16 protein-coding genes are annotated in these 16,159 nt (G+C 62.0%); 7 read left to right on the top strand and 9 right to left on the bottom strand.

Translation table 11 applies throughout. The features are described from left to right. Positions 1–11: 11 nt before the first annotated feature. A complete protein-coding gene (locus J3D60_RS16335; RefSeq protein ID WP_253492028.1) occupies positions 12–1,139 on the bottom strand; it encodes a muconate cycloisomerase family protein in 1,128 nt (375 codons plus the stop codon). 114 nt (positions 1,140–1,253) lie between these two features. Between J3D60_RS16335 and J3D60_RS16340 the strand changes: the two genes are divergently transcribed. Then, entirely contained in the window at positions 1,254–2,129 is an 876-nt protein-coding gene (locus tag J3D60_RS16340; protein ID WP_253492029.1) for a LysR family transcriptional regulator, read from the top strand. Positions 2,130–2,174: 45 nt separating this feature from the next. Here the strand turns inward: J3D60_RS16340 and J3D60_RS16345 are convergent, their stop codons facing one another. Then, entirely contained in the window at positions 2,175–3,167 is a 993-nt protein-coding gene (locus J3D60_RS16345) for a helix-turn-helix domain-containing protein (RefSeq protein ID WP_253492030.1), read from the bottom strand. Between the two features lie 312 nt (positions 3,168–3,479). On the opposite strand from J3D60_RS16345, the gene antA reads away from it, so the two are divergent. From antA to J3D60_RS16365, 4 genes are read left to right on the top strand one after another with little or no spacing between them, the layout of a single operon-like run. Further along, on the top strand, positions 3,480–4,871 hold the full coding sequence (antA, locus tag J3D60_RS16350; protein WP_253492031.1) for an anthranilate 1,2-dioxygenase large subunit: 1,392 nt from the start codon (positions 3,480–3,482) through the stop codon (positions 4,869–4,871). Then, positions 4,871–5,362: an anthranilate 1,2-dioxygenase small subunit gene (gene antB / locus J3D60_RS16355; RefSeq protein WP_065925950.1), complete on the top strand. Its 492-nt coding sequence runs from the start codon at positions 4,871–4,873 to the stop codon at positions 5,360–5,362. Before antA ends, antB begins: the two co-directional genes overlap by 1 nt. 27 nt (positions 5,363–5,389) lie before the next feature. Then, on the top strand, positions 5,390–6,397 hold the full coding sequence (gene antC, locus J3D60_RS16360; protein ID WP_253492032.1) for an anthranilate 1,2-dioxygenase electron transfer component AntC: 1,008 nt from the start codon (positions 5,390–5,392) through the stop codon (positions 6,395–6,397). Positions 6,398–6,454: 57 nt separating this feature from the next. Further along, positions 6,455–7,861, top strand: coding sequence for an amino acid permease (locus tag J3D60_RS16365; RefSeq protein WP_253492034.1), 1,407 nt, complete (start codon positions 6,455–6,457; stop codon positions 7,859–7,861). A gap of 42 nt (positions 7,862–7,903) precedes the next feature. Here J3D60_RS16365 and kynA read toward each other — a convergent pair whose 3' ends face one another. Continuing rightward, entirely contained in the window at positions 7,904–8,761 is an 858-nt protein-coding gene (kynA, locus tag J3D60_RS16370; protein WP_253492036.1) for a tryptophan 2,3-dioxygenase, read from the bottom strand. Further along, positions 8,758–9,408 (bottom strand): arylformamidase, encoded by a 651-nt coding sequence (gene kynB, locus J3D60_RS16375; RefSeq protein WP_253492037.1) that lies wholly within the window; start codon positions 9,406–9,408, stop codon positions 8,758–8,760. The genes kynA and kynB overlap by 4 nt, the downstream gene beginning before the upstream one ends. A gap of 366 nt (positions 9,409–9,774) precedes the next feature. Between kynB and J3D60_RS16380 the strand changes: the two genes are divergently transcribed. Beyond that, positions 9,775–10,119: a cupin domain-containing protein gene (locus J3D60_RS16380; protein WP_003230905.1), complete on the top strand. Its 345-nt coding sequence runs from the start codon at positions 9,775–9,777 to the stop codon at positions 10,117–10,119. Positions 10,120–10,183: 64 nt separating this feature from the next. On the opposite strand, the gene mmsB is transcribed toward J3D60_RS16380, so the two are convergent. Beyond that, a complete protein-coding gene (mmsB, locus tag J3D60_RS16385) occupies positions 10,184–11,071 on the bottom strand; it encodes a 3-hydroxyisobutyrate dehydrogenase (protein WP_027607678.1) in 888 nt (295 codons plus the stop codon). Between the two features lie 14 nt (positions 11,072–11,085). After that, entirely contained in the window at positions 11,086–12,603 is a 1,518-nt protein-coding gene (locus J3D60_RS16390; protein ID WP_253492038.1) for a CoA-acylating methylmalonate-semialdehyde dehydrogenase, read from the bottom strand. 131 nt (positions 12,604–12,734) lie between these two features. Between J3D60_RS16390 and J3D60_RS16395 the strand changes: the two genes are divergently transcribed. Next, the gene (locus tag J3D60_RS16395) at positions 12,735–13,682 is read left to right on the top strand and encodes a LysR family transcriptional regulator (RefSeq protein ID WP_253492039.1); all 948 of its coding nucleotides are present in this window, start codon (positions 12,735–12,737) and stop codon (positions 13,680–13,682) included. Positions 13,683–13,826: 144 nt separating this feature from the next. Here J3D60_RS16395 and J3D60_RS16400 read toward each other — a convergent pair whose 3' ends face one another. Genes J3D60_RS16400 through J3D60_RS16410 form a run of 3 tightly spaced genes read right to left on the bottom strand, consistent with a single transcriptional unit; the run spans position 13,827 to position 16,148 of the window. Further along, positions 13,827–14,318, bottom strand: coding sequence for an OmpA family protein (locus J3D60_RS16400; protein ID WP_253492040.1), 492 nt, complete (start codon positions 14,316–14,318; stop codon positions 13,827–13,829). Between the two features lie 4 nt (positions 14,319–14,322). After that, positions 14,323–15,585: a diguanylate cyclase gene (locus tag J3D60_RS16405; protein ID WP_253492041.1), complete on the bottom strand. Its 1,263-nt coding sequence runs from the start codon at positions 15,583–15,585 to the stop codon at positions 14,323–14,325. Beyond that, the gene (locus J3D60_RS16410; RefSeq protein ID WP_065938977.1) at positions 15,582–16,148 is read right to left on the bottom strand and encodes a YfiR family protein; all 567 of its coding nucleotides are present in this window, start codon (positions 16,146–16,148) and stop codon (positions 15,582–15,584) included. The genes J3D60_RS16405 and J3D60_RS16410 overlap by 4 nt, the downstream gene beginning before the upstream one ends. Between the last annotated feature and the right edge of the window lie 11 nt (positions 16,149–16,159).

Raw genomic sequence — 16,159 nt, forward strand, 5'->3', positions numbered from 1 at the left:
GGCGGCGCCTCTTAGTGTTTGTCACGACGGAAGAACGCCAGGCGCTCCTCATCGATGGCCAGGCCCAGGCCCGGCAAGTGGGAGACATGCAGCTGGAAATCGCGGTACAGCGGCGGCTCGGCAAGAATGTCTTCGGTCAGCAACAGCGGGCCGAACAACTCAGTGCCCCATGCCAGCCTGTTCAGGGTGAGGAAGGCATGCGCCGACGCCAGGGTGCCGATCCCCCCTTCCAGCATGGTGCCGCCGTACAGGCCGATACCGGCGGCTTCGGCAATCGCGGCGGTGCGCAATACCGCACGGGGGCCGCCGTTCTTGGCGATCTTCAGGGCGAACACCGAGGCCGCGCCTTCACGGGCCAGGTTGAAGGCATCTTCGACACACTCGATGGATTCGTCGGCCATGATCGGCGCCGGGCTCGATAGGTTGAGCCGGGCCATGCCGCCACGGTTGTTACGCGAGATCGGCTGTTCGATCAGCTCGATGCCGTGGTCGCCGAGCACCTTGCACGCCCGCAGGGCCACGGCTTCGTCCCAGGCCTGGTTGACGTCGACGCGCACGCTGGCACGTTCGCCCAGGGCCTGTTTGATCGCGATGACATGGGCCAGGTCCTCGCCCACTTCACCGGCACCGATCTTCAATTTGAAGATGCGGTGGCGGCGCAGGTCGAGCATCTTTTCGGCCTCGGCAATGTCCTGGGCGGTATTGCCGCTGGCGAGGGTCCAGGCCACCGGCAGTGCATCGCGCACACGCCCACCGAGCAGTTCGCTGACCGGCAGATTCAGACGCTTGCCGAGGGCGTCGAGCAAGGCGCTTTCGATACCGGATTTGGCAAAGGTGTTGCCGCGAATGCTGCGCTCCAGGCGCAACATGGCCGCGTTGATATTGCTGGCGTCCTGGCCGATCAGCAGTGGGGCGAAGTGACGGTCGATGTTGACCTTGATGCTCTCGGGGCTCTCGTTGCCGTAGCTCAGGCCGCCGATGGTGGTGGATTCACCGATGCCTTCGATGCCGTCGGCGCAGCGCACGCGGATGATCACCAGGGTCTGGTTTTGCAGGGTGTGCATCGCCAGCTTGTGCGGGCGAAGGGTGGGAAGGTCGACGATAATGGTCTCGATCGACTCGATGGCGCAAATCGGCATGGCAATACCCGCTGGGTTCTTTATAGATTTACGTCGATTCTGTGCCGCATCTTTCCTGGCTTCCAATATAGAATTGGTCTCGAGCAATACCATTAAGGTATGAAAGGAGCCGTTATGGAACTGCGTCATCTGCGCTACTTCCAGGTGCTGGGGCAGACCCTCAACTTCACCCGTGCGGCCGAACGCCTGCACATCGCCCAGCCGCCGTTGAGCCGGCAGATCCAGCAATTGGAAGAGGAATTGGGCGTGATTCTGCTGGAGCGTGGCCGACCGCTGCGGCTGACCGAAGCAGGGCGGTTTTTCTATGAGCACGCCAATGTGTTGCTCGAACAATTGGCCAAGGTCTGCGACAACACCCGCCGCATCGGCCAGGGCGAGAAGACCTGGCTGGGCATCGGCTTTGCGCCGTCGACCTTGTATGGCGTGCTGCCGGAATTGATCCGGCGCTTGCGCACCCATGAGGCGTTGGAACTGGAACTGGGGTTGTCGGAAATGACCACCTTGCAGCAGGTCGAGGCGCTCAAGGCCGGGCGTATCGACGTGGGCTTCGGGCGCATTCGCATCGACGACCCGGCCATCGTCCAGCGGGTGTTGGTGGAGGATCGGTTGGTGGCCGTGCTGCCCGCCGCCCACCCTTTGCTGGCCGCCCCCGCGACCCTCGCCCAACTGGCCGCCGAGCCGTTTGTGCTCTACCCCGGCAACCCGCGCCCCAGCTATGCCGACCATGTGATCGCACTGTTCGACGCCCACGGCCTGAGCCTCAAGGTGGCGCAGTGGACCAACGAACTGCAGACCGCCATCGGCCTGGTCGGTGCGGGCATGGGCGTGACACTGGTGCCGGCGTCGGTGCAGGTGCTGCATCGCGCGGATATCGGCTACACGCCGGTTGTGGAAGCGACGGCGACCTCGCCGATCATTCTCAGCCGACGGGTGAATGATCAGTCGCCGGGGCTCAGTCATTGCCTGCAGTTGGTTGAAGAACTGATCTGAAATCGCCCAGGCACCGCCCCTCCCACAGGTTGATCTTCATCAGCTTCAAGTACTGCGCATACGCATGCGTTGCAACGTCTGGCTGGGGGATTCATCGAACAGTTTCCGATACTCCGCCGAGAACCGCCCCAGGTGGGTAAAGCCCCAGCCGAAGGCGATCTCGGAGATGGTGCGGATCGATCCATGCTCGAGGATTTCCTGGCGCACCGCACTCAGCCGGTGCTTCTTCAGGTAGGCCATGGGCGACAGGGCAAAGTACTTGCGAAACGCATCGAACAGTTTGAACCGCGACACCCCGGCAGCGGTTTCCAGGTCTTCCAGGTGCAGCGCCTCGCGGGCGTTGTCGTGAATGTACTGGCGCGCACGGATCAGGTAATGGGGCAGTTTCACCCCCAATACGTCGCGCAGTTCTTCCGAGTAATTGTTCGGCTGGGCGAGGATCAGGCCCTTGATCAATGAGCTTTCCAGGTCTCGGGTGAACGCCGCCTGTTCATACAATTCGCTACGGCACTCCAGCTCCGCGATGAAGTAGCGCGCCATGCGCCACCACGACGCCGACGCCCCCTCCACTGCATCCATCACCGGTTCAAATTGCAGCGGCGCCTCGATCGGCCGTTGCAGCAAGCCCTCCAGCGACTCGCTCATCGCCGCCCGCGTGATCACCACCTGCAACTTGCGACAGTCACCGGATATGGCCAGCACCTGGTGCTCATTGGGCGCGATGATCACGCCCTGGTCGCGGTTGGAACTCAGGCGTTGGCCGTTCTTGCTCAGCTCCTGCTCCCCCACCAACGGCAGCGTGAGGCTGTAGCTGCTGAAGTGCTCGGCGTCTTCGATATCGATGGTCACGTCGGTGCCGTACTCGATCACCCCCAGGGTGGTAGCCCGGGACTTGAACACGTTGGCGCTGTGATGAAAACGCAGGCGCGCGGGCGTGGCCGTCGCCAGGCGATGGGGCCCGCAAATGCCGGACATCCAGCTGCGGGCGCCTTCGAGGTCGAAGCGTTGGACATGGATATCGCGTGTAGGACTATTCATCAGTGTGCACCCACGGCGGTCAGGCGGTTGCGCGCTCTGGCGGCGCGTCGTTGTGGTTCCACAGCAAGTTCTACGCCACGCCGACCCGATTGCAACCGGGTGGATAGCAACGGCCGACTATGTGGATAAACCACAGGTTTTGCCGCCCCTGGCCGCACCGGACAGTGGCGCGTTGCGTCACCGCCCCGCACCGCCGTGGGTATTTGCTGCCCAACTTTGCGGCCCACCTTCCCCCATTAAGCGGATAGCCCGCCACCTTGTCGCAGCCTCTTAATGGCTCACCTGTTCAGCCATTATCAAAAGGTGCCCCCCATGAGTGGTGCAAGAAGCGTCGAGCAATGGAAAAGCTTTATCGAGAGCTGCCTGGATTTTCGCCCGGCAGACGCCGTGTTCCGCATCGCCCGCGACATGTTCACCGAGCCGGAACTGTTCGATCTTGAGATGGAGTTGATCTTCGAGAAGAACTGGATCTACGCCTGCCATGAAAGCGAACTGGCCAATCATCATGACTTCGTGACGATGCACGCCGGGCGCCAGCCGATGATCATTACCCGTGATGGCGAGGGCCGGCTCAATGCGCTGGTCAACGCCTGCCAGCATCGCGGCACCACCCTCACCCGGGTCGGCAAAGGCAACCAGTCCACCTTCACCTGTCCGTTCCACGCCTGGTGCTACAAGAGCGATGGCCGGCTGGTGAAGGTCAAGGCGCCGGGGGAATATCCGGAAAGTTTCGACAAGGCGACACGCGGCCTGAAAAAGGCCCGCATCGAGAGCTACAAGGGTTTTGTCTTCATCAGCCTGGACGTGAATGGCCGTGACAGCCTGGACGACTTCCTCGGCGATGCCAAAGTGTTCTTCGACATGATGGTCGCGCAGTCCGCCACCGGTGAGTTGGAGGTGCTGCCGGGCAAGTCGGCCTACACCTACGACGGCAACTGGAAACTGCAAAACGAAAACGGCCTGGACGGGTATCACGTCAGCACCGTGCACTACAACTACGTGGCCACGGTGCAGCATCGCCAGCAGGTGAATACCGAGAACGGCAGCGGGTCCGCCAGCACCCTGGACTACAGCAAGCTCGGCGCCGGCGACGCCAACACCGATGACGGCTGGTTCGCCTTCAACAATGGCCACAGCGTGCTGTTCAGCGACATGCCCAACCCCAGCGTGCGCTCCGGCTACGCCACCATCATGCCGCGCCTGGTACAAGAGCACGGCCAGCAGAAGGCCGAGTGGATGATGCACCGCCTGCGCAACCTGAATATCTACCCGAGCCTGTTCTTCCTCGACCAGATCAGCTCGCAGCTGCGCATCATCCGTCCGGTGGCGTGGAACAAGACCGAGATCATCAGCCAGTGCCTGGGGGTGAAAGGCGAATCCGACGCCGACCGCGAAAACCGTATTCGCCAGTTCGAAGACTTCTTCAACGTCTCGGGCATGGGCACTCCGGACGACCTGGTGGAGTTCCGCGAAGCCCAACGTGGTTTCCAGGGCCGCCTGGAACGCTGGAGCGATATTTCACGCGGCAGCCATCGCTGGGAGACCGGCCCCACGCCGAACAGCGAAGCCATCGGCATCTCGCCGGCCATGACCGGCACCGAATTCACCCATGAAGGCCTGTACGTCAACCAGCACCGCAACTGGCAGCAGTTCCTGCTCAAGGGCCTGGATCAACAAGCGCTGACACTGCGGGAGGTGGAATGATGAATGCGCCATTGCAGTATCGGATCGAGCAGTTTTTCTACCTTAAGTCCGAGCTGTGCGACGCCCAGGACTGGGACGCCTACGTGCAGTTGTTCGACCCCCAGAGCGAATTCCACCTGCCGCAATGGGACTCTGAGCACGTCTACACCCGCGACCCCAAGCGCGAGATGTCGCTGATCTACTACGCCAACCGTTCGGGCCTGGAAGACCGCGTGTTCCGCCTGCGCACCGGCAAGGCGGCATCCGCTACACCGATGCCGCGCACCTTGCACCTGATCAACAACGTGCGCATCGCCGAGCAGGCGGACGGCACGCTGGAGGTCCGGTTGAACTGGCACACACTGTTCTATCGGCTGGCCACATCGGAGCAGTTCTACGGGCATGCCACCTATCGCCTCAAGCCCCATGGCGACAGTTGGCTGATCACTCGCAAGCATGCGCTGCTGCTTAACGACACCATCAATTCGGTGCTGGATTTCTATCACCTTTGAAGCACATCACGCGTGGAGTTTCCGTGAATGAATCACAAAGTGGCCTTCAGTTTTGCCGACGGCAAGACCCTGTTTTTCCCGGTGGGCGCAAATGAAATCCTGTTGGATGCGGCGCTGCGCAATGGCATCAAGATCCCCCTGGATTGCCGCGAAGGCGTGTGCGGCACCTGCCAGGGGCGGTGCGAGTCGGGTGACTACACCCAGGACTATGTGGACGAGGAAGCTCTCTCCAGCCTCGACCTGCAACAGCGCAAGATGCTCAGTTGCCAGACCCGGGTGAAGTCCGACGCGGCATTCTACTTCGACTTCGATTCGAGCCTGTGCAATGCGCCGGGGCCGGCGCAGGTGCGTGGCACGGTAAGCGAGGTGCAGCAGGTGTCGGCCAATACGGCGATCTTGACGGTGCGGTTGGACGCGGCGCTGGATTTCCTGCCGGGCCAATATGCGCGCATCTCGGTACCCGGCACCGACTGTTGGCGTTCCTACTCGTTCGCCAACCTGCCGGGCAACCGGCTGCAATTCCTGATCCGCCTGCTGCCGGATGGGGTGATGAGCAATTACCTGCGGGAACGTTGCCACGTCGGCGATGGGTTGCTGATGGAGGCGCCGCTGGGTGCGTTCTACCTGCGCCATGTCAGCAAACCGCTGGTGCTGGTGGCCGGCGGCACCGGACTGTCGGCGTTACTGGGCATGCTCGATGAACTGGCCGCCACGGGCTGTGATCAGCCGGTGCACCTGTACTACGGCGTGCGCGGGGCCGAGGATTTATGTGAAGCGCAGCGTATCCATCAATACGCCTCGACAATCCGCGGCTTTCGCTACACCGAAGTGCTGAGCGCACCGTCGCCTGAATGGCCCGGCAAGCGCGGCTACCTCACCGAGCATTTCGACCTGGCCGAATTACGCGACGGATTGGCGGATATGTACGTATGCGGCCCTCCGCCAATGGTCGAATCCATCCAACAATGGCTGGCGGATCAGGCACTTGATGGCGTTCAGCTGTATTACGAAAAGTTTACGCAGAGTAATATCTGACTCCTCAGCACTTCTGAGGGGTTCTACCCCGAGAAAAACAAGTAGAAGGGAACGTTAATGGCGGATGACATGGTTAACCCGGTAGGCCTCAAGCGTGGCCTGAAGAACCGGCATATTCAGTTGATCGCCTTGGGCGGGGCGATAGGCACGGGGCTGTTCCTCGGTTCGGCCGGGGTACTCAAGTCGGCGGGGCCGTCGATGATCCTGGGCTACGCGATCGCCGGTTTCATCGCGTTCCTGATCATGCGCCAGCTCGGCGAGATGATCGTCGAAGAACCGGTGGCCGGCTCGTTCAGCCATTTCGCGCACAAATACTGGGGCGGTTACGCGGGCTTCCTGGCCGGCTGGAACTACTGGGTGCTCTACGTGCTGGTGGGCATGGCCGAGCTGACTGCGGTGGGCAAGTACATCCAGTTCTGGTGGCCGGAGATCCCGACCTGGGTCAGCGCCCTGGTGTTCTTTGTCGCGGTGAACCTGATCAACACTCTTAACGTGAAGTTCTTCGGTGAAGCCGAGTTCTGGTTCGCGATCATCAAGGTGGTGGCGATTGTCGGCATGATCGTGCTCGGCTGCTACCTGCTGTTCAGCGGTACCGGCGGCCCGCAAGCGTCGGTCAGCAACCTGTGGAGCCACGGCGGGTTCTTCCCGAATGGCGGCATGGGGCTGTTGATGTCCATGGCCTTCATCATGTTCTCGTTCGGCGGCCTGGAGCTGGTGGGTATCACCGCTGCCGAGGCCAGTGAGCCCCGCAAGGTGATCCCCAAGGCGATCAACCAGGTGGTGTACCGGATCCTGATTTTCTACGTCGGCGCATTGACCGTGCTGCTGTCGCTGTACCCATGGGATCAACTGCTGCAAACCCTCGGCGCGTCAGGCGATGCCTACAGCGGCAGCCCGTTTGTGCAGATCTTCTCGCTGATCGGCAACGACACCGCCGCCCACATCCTCAACTTCGTGGTGCTGACCGCGGCGCTGTCGGTGTACAACAGCGGCGTGTACTGCAACAGCCGCATGCTGTTCGGCCTGGCCGAGCAAGGCGATGCGCCGAAAGCGCTGATGAAACTCAACAAGCAAGGCGTGCCGCTGCGGGCCCTGGCGATCTCGGCGCTGGTGACGATGCTGTGCGTAGTGGTCAATTACGTGGCACCGCAAAGTGCCCTGGAGCTGCTGTTCGCGCTGGTGGTTGCCTCGCTGATGATCAACTGGGCGCTGATCAGCATCACCCATATCAAGTTCCGCAAGGCCATGGGCGAGCAAGGCGTGACGCCGTCGTTCAAGACCTTCTGGTTCCCGTTCAGCAACTACCTGTGTCTGGCGTTCATGCTGATGATCATCAGTGTGATGCTGGCGATCCCGGGGATTCGCGAGTCGGTGTATGCGATGCCGGTTTGGGTGGGGGTTATCTATGTGGCCTACCGGTTGCGAGCGAGTAAGACGAAAGCGGTCGCCGCCTCCCGCATTTGATTGCATTGCAAATGAAAAGCCCCGGTGATCCGGGGCTTTTTTTTACAGCGTGGAGCGCACTCGCCACAGCTCGGGGAACAGCACCGTGTCGAGCATATTGCGCAGGTAACCCACGCCCTCGGTGCCGCCAGTGCCGGGCTGGAAGCCGATAATCCGCTCCACTGTGGTCACATGCCGGAAGCGCCATTGGCGGAACGAATCCTCCAGGTCGATAAACTTCTCGGCCAACTGGTACAAGTCCCAATACCGGCTCGGATCGCGATACACCTCGCGCCACGCCGCCTCCACCGACTCATCGTGCACGGTCGCCGCCGTCGGGTCGCGCTCGGCACGCTTGGGGTCAATCGCCAGGCCCGCCTTGACCATCAGGTTGATCGCCTCGTCATACAGCGACGGCGTGGCAATCGCCACCTGCAACGCCTGCAACAACTCAGGCCGATGGGCATGGGGGCGCAACAGCGCCGGGCTCTTGTTGCCGAGGATAAATTCGATCTCGCGGTACTGGAACGACTGGAACCCCGACGACTGCCCCAGGAACGGGCGAATCGCCTTGTACTCTGACGGTGTCATGGTCGCCAGCACGGCCCAGGCGTGCACCAGTTGATCGAAGATCCGCGACACCCGCGCCAGCATCTTGAACGCCGGCGGCAACTCGCCCAGGCGCACGTGTTCGCGGGCGGCCTTGAGTTCGTGGAGCATCAGCTTCATCCACAGCTCGGAGGTCTGGTGCTGGATGATGAAGAGCATTTCGTTATGGTCCGGCGACAGCGGGTGCTGGGCACTGAGCACTTTGCCCAGGTCCAGGTAGTCGCCATAGCTCATGGACTCGGAAAAATTCAGTTCGGCGTTATGCCATTCTTCCGGTGGCTGGTAGTCGGCAGAGAAAGGACATTGGCTCATCGCGTGGGCTCCTTGAGCGGGCGGAGAATGGCACGGACCGGGCTGGCGTCCAGGTTGGCGAAACGCAGCGGCAGGGCGATCAGTTCGTAGTCGCCCTCCGGTACGTCGTCGAGCACGATGCCTTCAAGGATCGCCATGCCATGCCGCGCCACGGCGTTGTGGGCATCCATGGTCTTGGACTGTTGCGGGTCCAGGGAGGGCGTGTCGATCCCGATCAGGCGCACACCCAGGCTGGCCAGCAGCTCAATAGTCTGCGGGGCGATGGCGGTGAAGTTCGCATCCCATTCGGTCAGCGGCGCCTGTGGATAAGTCCGCAGCAGCACGCGCTCCGGCAGGTTATCCACACGCCCTTGCAACTGATGGGGCTGGACCAGCGCGCCGCTGTCCAGGCAATGCAGTACCCGGCACGGGCCCATGTACACCTCCAGCGACACCTCGCCAATCGGCGCTCCGTCGGCGCTGTAATGCAGCGGCGCATCCACATGGGCGCCGGTGTGCGGCGACAGGGTGATGCGTCCGACATTCACCGGGCACTCCGGGCCGAACTGCCACACACGCTCTTCCTGGAACGGCGTATCGCCCGGCCAGGTCGGGGTTGCCGTGCTCAAGGGCGGGCTGATGTCCCACCACGTTTTTATTGGGTTCATTTGAAGGCTCTCGGCGGTTACTGGGGTGAATGATACGAGGGCCAGACGTGAATTTTCTTGCGAATTCGTGCGCCGAGGGGAAAATCTTTCGCACTTACTGCGAGGAAATGGCTGATTTACGCTCAAAAGTGTCGGCTAGAGAGGATTAATGTGGGAGGGGGCTTGCCCCCGATGGCAGTGGGTCCGTTTACACAGGTGCCAACTGACCCACCGCTATCGGGGGCAAGCCCCCTCCCACACTGACTCGCGATGCCCCGACAATCGTGTTCACCTGCGCTTCTGGGCATCCCGATGTCGAGTTCAGACCACTGGCGCAACGCCCCAGGCCTTAGGGTGCATCTTTCCATTCCCTGCCTCGGAGTCATCATGTCCAAGCCCATCACCGTACTGCGCGACACCCATCCCCTGCCGGTCCTGGATGCCTGCAAATGGGAAAAGCTCGAAGGCGACCCGCACACCGTCAACCTCAACGCCTACACCAGCGAAGACGGCAGCAAGATCATGGGCACCTGGATCTGCACGCCGGGCAAGTGGTATGTCGAATACGTGAAATGGGAATACTGCCATTTCCAGGAAGGCTACTGCGTGATCACGCCTGAGGGGATGGAGCCGATTCACTTGCGGGCTGGAGATATCTTTGTGGTGGAGCCAGGGATGAAGGGGACGTGGGAAGTGGTCGAGACGGTACGTAAGTATTTTGTGTTTGCTTGAGCCACCTCTTCCAGTGAACTGATTTTTTGTGGTGAGCGGGACAAGCCCGCTCGCCACCGTCAGTTTATTCGGGTTTGCGATAGCTGTTGATGATCGCCGAAAAGTCCTTGCCCCCTTCGCCGCGCTGACTCATCGATTGATACAACTGCTGGGCCACCGCACCGAGGATCACCGGTTGCTTGGCCTGGCGAGCGGCTTCGGTGGCCAGCCCCAGGTCCTTGAGCATCAAATCGGCGCCGAACCCGCCGGTATAACCACGGGACGACGGCGCGGTTTCGATCACGCCCGGCCATGGGTTGTAGGTGTCGGAACTCCAGCAACGCCCGGTGGAGCTGTTGATGATCCCGGCCAGCACCTGGGTATCGATGCCCAGCGCGTCGCCCAAGGCCATGGCTTCGCTGACGCCGACCATGCTGATGCCGAGCAGCAGGTTATTGCAGATCTTGGCGATTTGCCCGGTGCCCACATCGCCGCAGTGCACGATGTTACGGCCCATCTGTGCCAGCACCGGTTGCAGGGTGGCGAACAGTTCCGGGGTGGCGCCGACCATGAAGGTCAGGGTCCCGGCCTGCGCCCCGCCGGTGCCGCCGGAGACCGGTGCGTCGGCCATTACCACGCCTTGCTTGGCGGCAGCAGCGGCGACGTCGCGCGCGGTCTGTGGGTCGATGGTGCTGCAATCCACCGCAGGCACGCCGTTGCCGATCCCCGCCAGTACACCGTCTTCATTCAGCCAGACGCTGCGCACATGGGCGGCGGCGGGCAGCATGGTGATCACCAGCTCGGCGCCTTGGGCAGCGTCACGCGGCGAGTCGCTGATGTTGCCGCCCAATTCGGCGAGTTCCTTGAGCACCGTCTGGTTCAGGTCGAACAGGTTCAGCCCATGGCCGGCTTTGATCAGGTTGCGGGCCATCGGCGCGCCCATGTTGCCCAAGCCGATAAATGCAATCTTCATGGTCGTCTCCCGAATCAGCGCAGGTTGATGGTGGTATTGACGCCATCGTTGACCGTGTCGTCGTCGAACCAGCGGCTGGTGACGGTCTTGGTCTGGGTGTAGAACTGCACCACTTGCTTGCCGTACGGGCCGAGGTCGCCGAGCTTGGAGCCACGGGAACCGGTGAAGCTGAAGAACGGCACGGGCACCGGGATCGGGATGTTGATACCGACCTGGCCCACATCGATTTCGCTCTGGAATTTACGCGCCGCCGCCCCGCTCTGGGTGAACAGGCCGGTGCCGTTGCCGAACGGGTTGGCGTTGACCAGCGCAATGGCCTGGTCGAGGGTGTCGACTTCCAGCACCACCAGCACCGGACCGAAGATTTCCTGGGTGTAGATCTGCATATCGGTGGTCACGCCCGAGAACAGGGTCGGGCCGACGAAGTTGCCGTGCTCGAAGCCCGGTACCTTGATATCGCGGCCATCCAGCTCGAGCTTGGCGCCTTCTTTCACGCCGCTTTCGATCAGCTCCAGGATGCGGGCCTTGGCGCGCTTGGAGATCACCGGGCCGACATCCGTGCCGGCTTCGCTGCCGGCGTTGACCTTGAGCTTTTGCGCCAGCGCTTTCAGATCCGGCAGCCATTGCTTGGCCGCCCCCACCAGCACCACCACCGAGGTGGCCATGCAACGTTGGCCCGCCGCGCCGAAACCGGCACCGACCAGGGCATTGAAGGTGTGTTCACGGTTGGCATCCGGCAGCACCACGGCGTGGTTCTTGGCCCCCATCATCGATTGCACGCGCTTGCCGTGCTTGCCGGCCAGGTCGTAGACATGAGTGCCGACGGCAGTCGAACCGACAAAGGACACAGCCTTGATGTCTTTATGGGTGCACAGCGCATCCACCACGTCCTTGCCACCGTGCACCACGTTGAGCACACCCGCCGGTACGCCGGCTTCCAGCGCCAGCTCCACCAACAGCAGGGTCGACAGTGGGTCCTGTTCGGACGGCTTGAGGACGAAGGTGTTGCCGCAGGCGATGGCCATGGGGAACATCCACAGCGGAATCATTGCCGGGAAGTTGAACGGGGTAATGCCGGCACACACGCCGATGGGTTGGCGCAGGGTGTAGGTATCGACGCCACCGGCGACGTTCTCGGCGAACTCCCCCATTTGCAGGGTGCCGATGGAGCAGGCGTGCTCCACCACTTCCAGGCCACGAAAAATATCGCCCTCGGCATCGGCAATGGTCTTGCCCTGCTCGGCGCTGAGGACCACCGCGATACGCTTGGAGTGTTCGCGGATCAGGGCTTGCAGCTTGAGCATGATGCGCATGCGCGCGCCGATCGGCGTCAGCTTCCAGGTCTGGAAGGCTTGATGGGCGGCGTCGATGGCGGCATTGACTTCATCGGCCGTGGCGAACGGGACTTTGGCCAGCACTTGCTGAGTGGCCGGGTTGACGATGTCTTGCCAATGGGTAGTCCTGGACTCGACCCACTCACCATTGATGAGCAACTTGACCTGTTGCACGGAAATATCGGCAGATGCGTTCATGTGGTCTCCAACTCTTATATTTATACAGAGACAAGGCGCTTGAATCGCCTTGAAGAATGAGGCGTTCGGACTGTTTTTGGAGTATAGATGTGCAAATCTCTAATAAGAACGCACATAAAAGCCGGTCCAATATGCAAAAAAACATCACATCACTGGGCTCCCTGAACTGGGATGACCTGAAGTTTTTCCTCGAAGTGGCCCGCACCCGCAAGGCCAGCGTCGCTGCCAAGCGCCTGGCGGTGGACTACACCACCGTGTCGCGGCGCATCAGCTCATTGGAAGTGTCCCTCGGTACGCTGCTGTTTGAAAAATCCCGGACCAACGGCTTCGTCCTCACCTCCGAAGGCCAGCGTTTGCTGGGCTACGCCGAGTCCATCGAAAGCACCCTGCACATGGCCTGCGAACAGGTGTCCGGCTCCGGCGTGGCGCTGTCCGGCCATGTGCGCATGGGCTGCACCGAAGGCTTCGGCAGCTTCTTCGTCACCCCGCAGTTGAGCCACTTCGTCGACACCTACCCCGCCATCTCGGTCGATATCCTGCCCCTGCCCCACTTCATCAGCCTGTCCAAGCGCGAAGCCGACATCGTCATCGCCCTGGAACGCCCGGAACACGGGCCTTACGTATGCTGCAAACTGTGCGACTACAAACTGCAGCTGTACGCGACCCAGGAATACCTCGACCAACACCCGCCCATCCAGCGCCCGGCCGATTTAGCCGAGCATCCGTTTATCAGCTATGTGGATGATCTGGCCTTCAGCTCGGAGCTGCTGTACCTGGCCAACGTCGTGCCCGGCGCCAGCGCCAGCCTGCGCAGTACCAGCGTGATTGCACAGTACGTGGCGGCGCAGCAAGGGCGATCGATGGCGATCTTGCCGTGCTTTCTGGCGGCGCAGGATCCACGGTTGCTGCCGGTGTTGGGGGAGCAGATTGCGATCACTCGCCAGTTTTGGATGTATTGCCGGGAGGATCTGAGGAAGTTGAAGCGGATTACGTTGTTGTGGGATTACATCCGGGAAGTGACGGAGCAGAACCAAGGGTTGTTGATGGGGGAGACGCGGGAGATGCGGTTTGCGGATTAAGGGCCAGCAACGATAACTCCCCTTAAATTGCAGGAGGCTCCTAGAGAATCTCCGGCCAATTAAGCGAACACCGTTCGAATGTGGGAGGTGGCAAGACCTCTCCCACATTTTGATTGGATTTCAGATTGAAACCGGACTGCTGGCTCAGTCCGCGATCACCACAATCGACACCCGCCGATTCTCGGTACGCCCTGCCGCTGTGTCGTTGGCGGCCACCGGTTTACTGCTGCCCAGCCCACGCAGCTGAATGTTTTCTTCTTTCATGCCCACGCCCTGCAGCACCGTGGCCACGCTTTTCGCGCGGCGCAGGGACAGTTGCTGGTTGTAGGTTTCCTTGCCCGAGCCGTCGGTGTGGCCATCGACGCGTACGCGCTCGATGCCTACACCCAGCAGGGCCTTGCCGATGTGCTGGACGATGTCGGTGCTGGCTTGGTTAAGGGTTTCGACGTCACTGCCAAACAGCACTTTGCCGGACAGCCCGAACGCCCAGCCGTCATCGGTAAGCTCGAAGCCCTGTTGCTTGAGGACGGCGACTTGCGCCGGGGTCAGGCCTTTGGGAGGCGCCGTCTGGCAGCCGCCAAGGGCGAGCAAAGCCACCAGCAGGGTGATAAACATAAAACGCGCGGTCGAGAACAAGGGATCAACTCCTGTGTTGAACGTTGACGACGGGGCTCTCCGGCTCCGCCGTTTGCTGGCCGCCCGAGGACAAACGCTTGGCCTGGTACATCGCGGCATCGGCGGCATTGAGCAAGGTGCCGGGTGTGACGCCATGTTCGGGGTAGATGGCGATCCCGATACTGAGGGAGGTCAATACCTGGGTGCTGCCGGGCACGGCAATCGGCATGTCCATGCTGGCGATGATTTTTTCGGCGATGCGCTGGGCGTCTTCGACTTTGTGCAGCGGCGCCAGCAGGATGGCGAACTCGTCACCGCCCAGGCGCGCTACCAGGTCATCTTCACGCAATTGCGTACGCACCCGCTCGGCGACGGCCACCAGCACGGCATCACCGGCGGCATGGCCGAAGCTGTCATTGATCTCTTTGAACCGGTCGCTGTCGAGGTACAGCACGGCTACCTGCTCCTTGGCTTTGGCGGCGCTGCGCAGCGCGCGAATCAGGCGGCCTTCGAAGTACGCGCGGTTGGGCAGACCGGTCAGGCTATCGTGGTTGGCCTTGTGGGCGAGGGTTTCGTTTTCGCTTTGCAGGTGGTTTTGCCAGGCTTCCATCTCGCCGAGCAGGGCATTGAAGTCGCTGCCCAGGCTGTCGAGTTCGGCGATGCGGGCCGGCGGCACGCGACGGTCGAAGTCCCGCTCGCTGCGGGCGGCGTGGGCCACGGCGGCGAGGCTTTGCAGCGGCCCGGTGATGCCGGTCAACAAGCGACGGGCCAGGTGCAGCGCGACCCAGGCACTGAGGACGGTGCAGATCAGGATCCCCGCCAGGCCGCTGAGCAGGAAGCGCAGCAGGCTACCGCCGTGGCCGGTCAGGTGAATGCTGCCGATGGTGCGCCCCTGGTGGAGGATCGGCTGGCTGATGGGCTGTTCGAGCAGGGTATGCGCCAGCGCCAGTTCAACCCGGGAGAGCATCCCGTTTTCCGGGCGTTCCCAGTGCGCCAACAGCCGGCCACTGCTATCGAACACGTCAGCCTGGGCGACTTCTTCGGTGGAGGCAATCAGGCTGAGGGCTTCGGTGGCCGCGCCGCGGTCGTTGAACACCACGGCTGCTTCCACGGTGTAGTTGATGGACCGGGCGATCAGGTGCAGGTTGTGTTCGGCGTAGACCCGCAGCGCCAACACGCCGAGCAGGGTCAGGGAAACACTGGCCAGCGTCACCGCCACCAGCGCCAGGATCATGTGCCCTCGGCCGATGACGGAACGCAGGGTAGGTCGTACGTTCGCCGCTTTCATGTGGCGGGCGCCCGGCGCCGGGACAGTTGCAACACGCTGGGATGAATGCGCACGCCACTGCGCGCCACCGAGTCGAGATTGACCTCAAACGACACTTGCTCATCGCCCACTCGCAGGCAGAACAGGCTGCCCACGGTGCATTGGTCGCCGCCTTCGCTGATGCTGAGCACCGGGTGGCCAATCAACGAGGCAAACAGGCGGCTGCGTTCGTCATTGCTGAGTTTGCCGATGTACACGGCATCGCAGGCATTGACGATATCGGGATGGTCGGCCAGCAGGCGCCGCACCACAACCGGACGACCGGTGGCCTGGGTGGTGCCTTTGATCAGGTCGTCGGTGTATTGGGTCGGGCCGACGATGCACAGGCGCAGTTGCGCAGGCTCTACTGGCCAGCGGGCATAGCTGAGGATACCGAGTACTACCTGGGTAACCGCCTGGGCGCGCTGGTCAGCCGGGCCTGGGGCCTCGGCAAATACCCGGGCTGCCAGCAGGCATAGAACCGCCACCAGCAGCAGGCGTCTCCAGCTCAAACTACGCTCTGTGGGCGAGACGGCCAGGTTCATGCAGCGATTCT

Origin of the sequence: Pseudomonas sp. S3E17, assembly GCF_024168685.1 — a bacterium.
Taxonomy (GTDB): Bacteria; Pseudomonadota; Gammaproteobacteria; order Pseudomonadales; family Pseudomonadaceae; genus Aquipseudomonas; species Aquipseudomonas marginalis.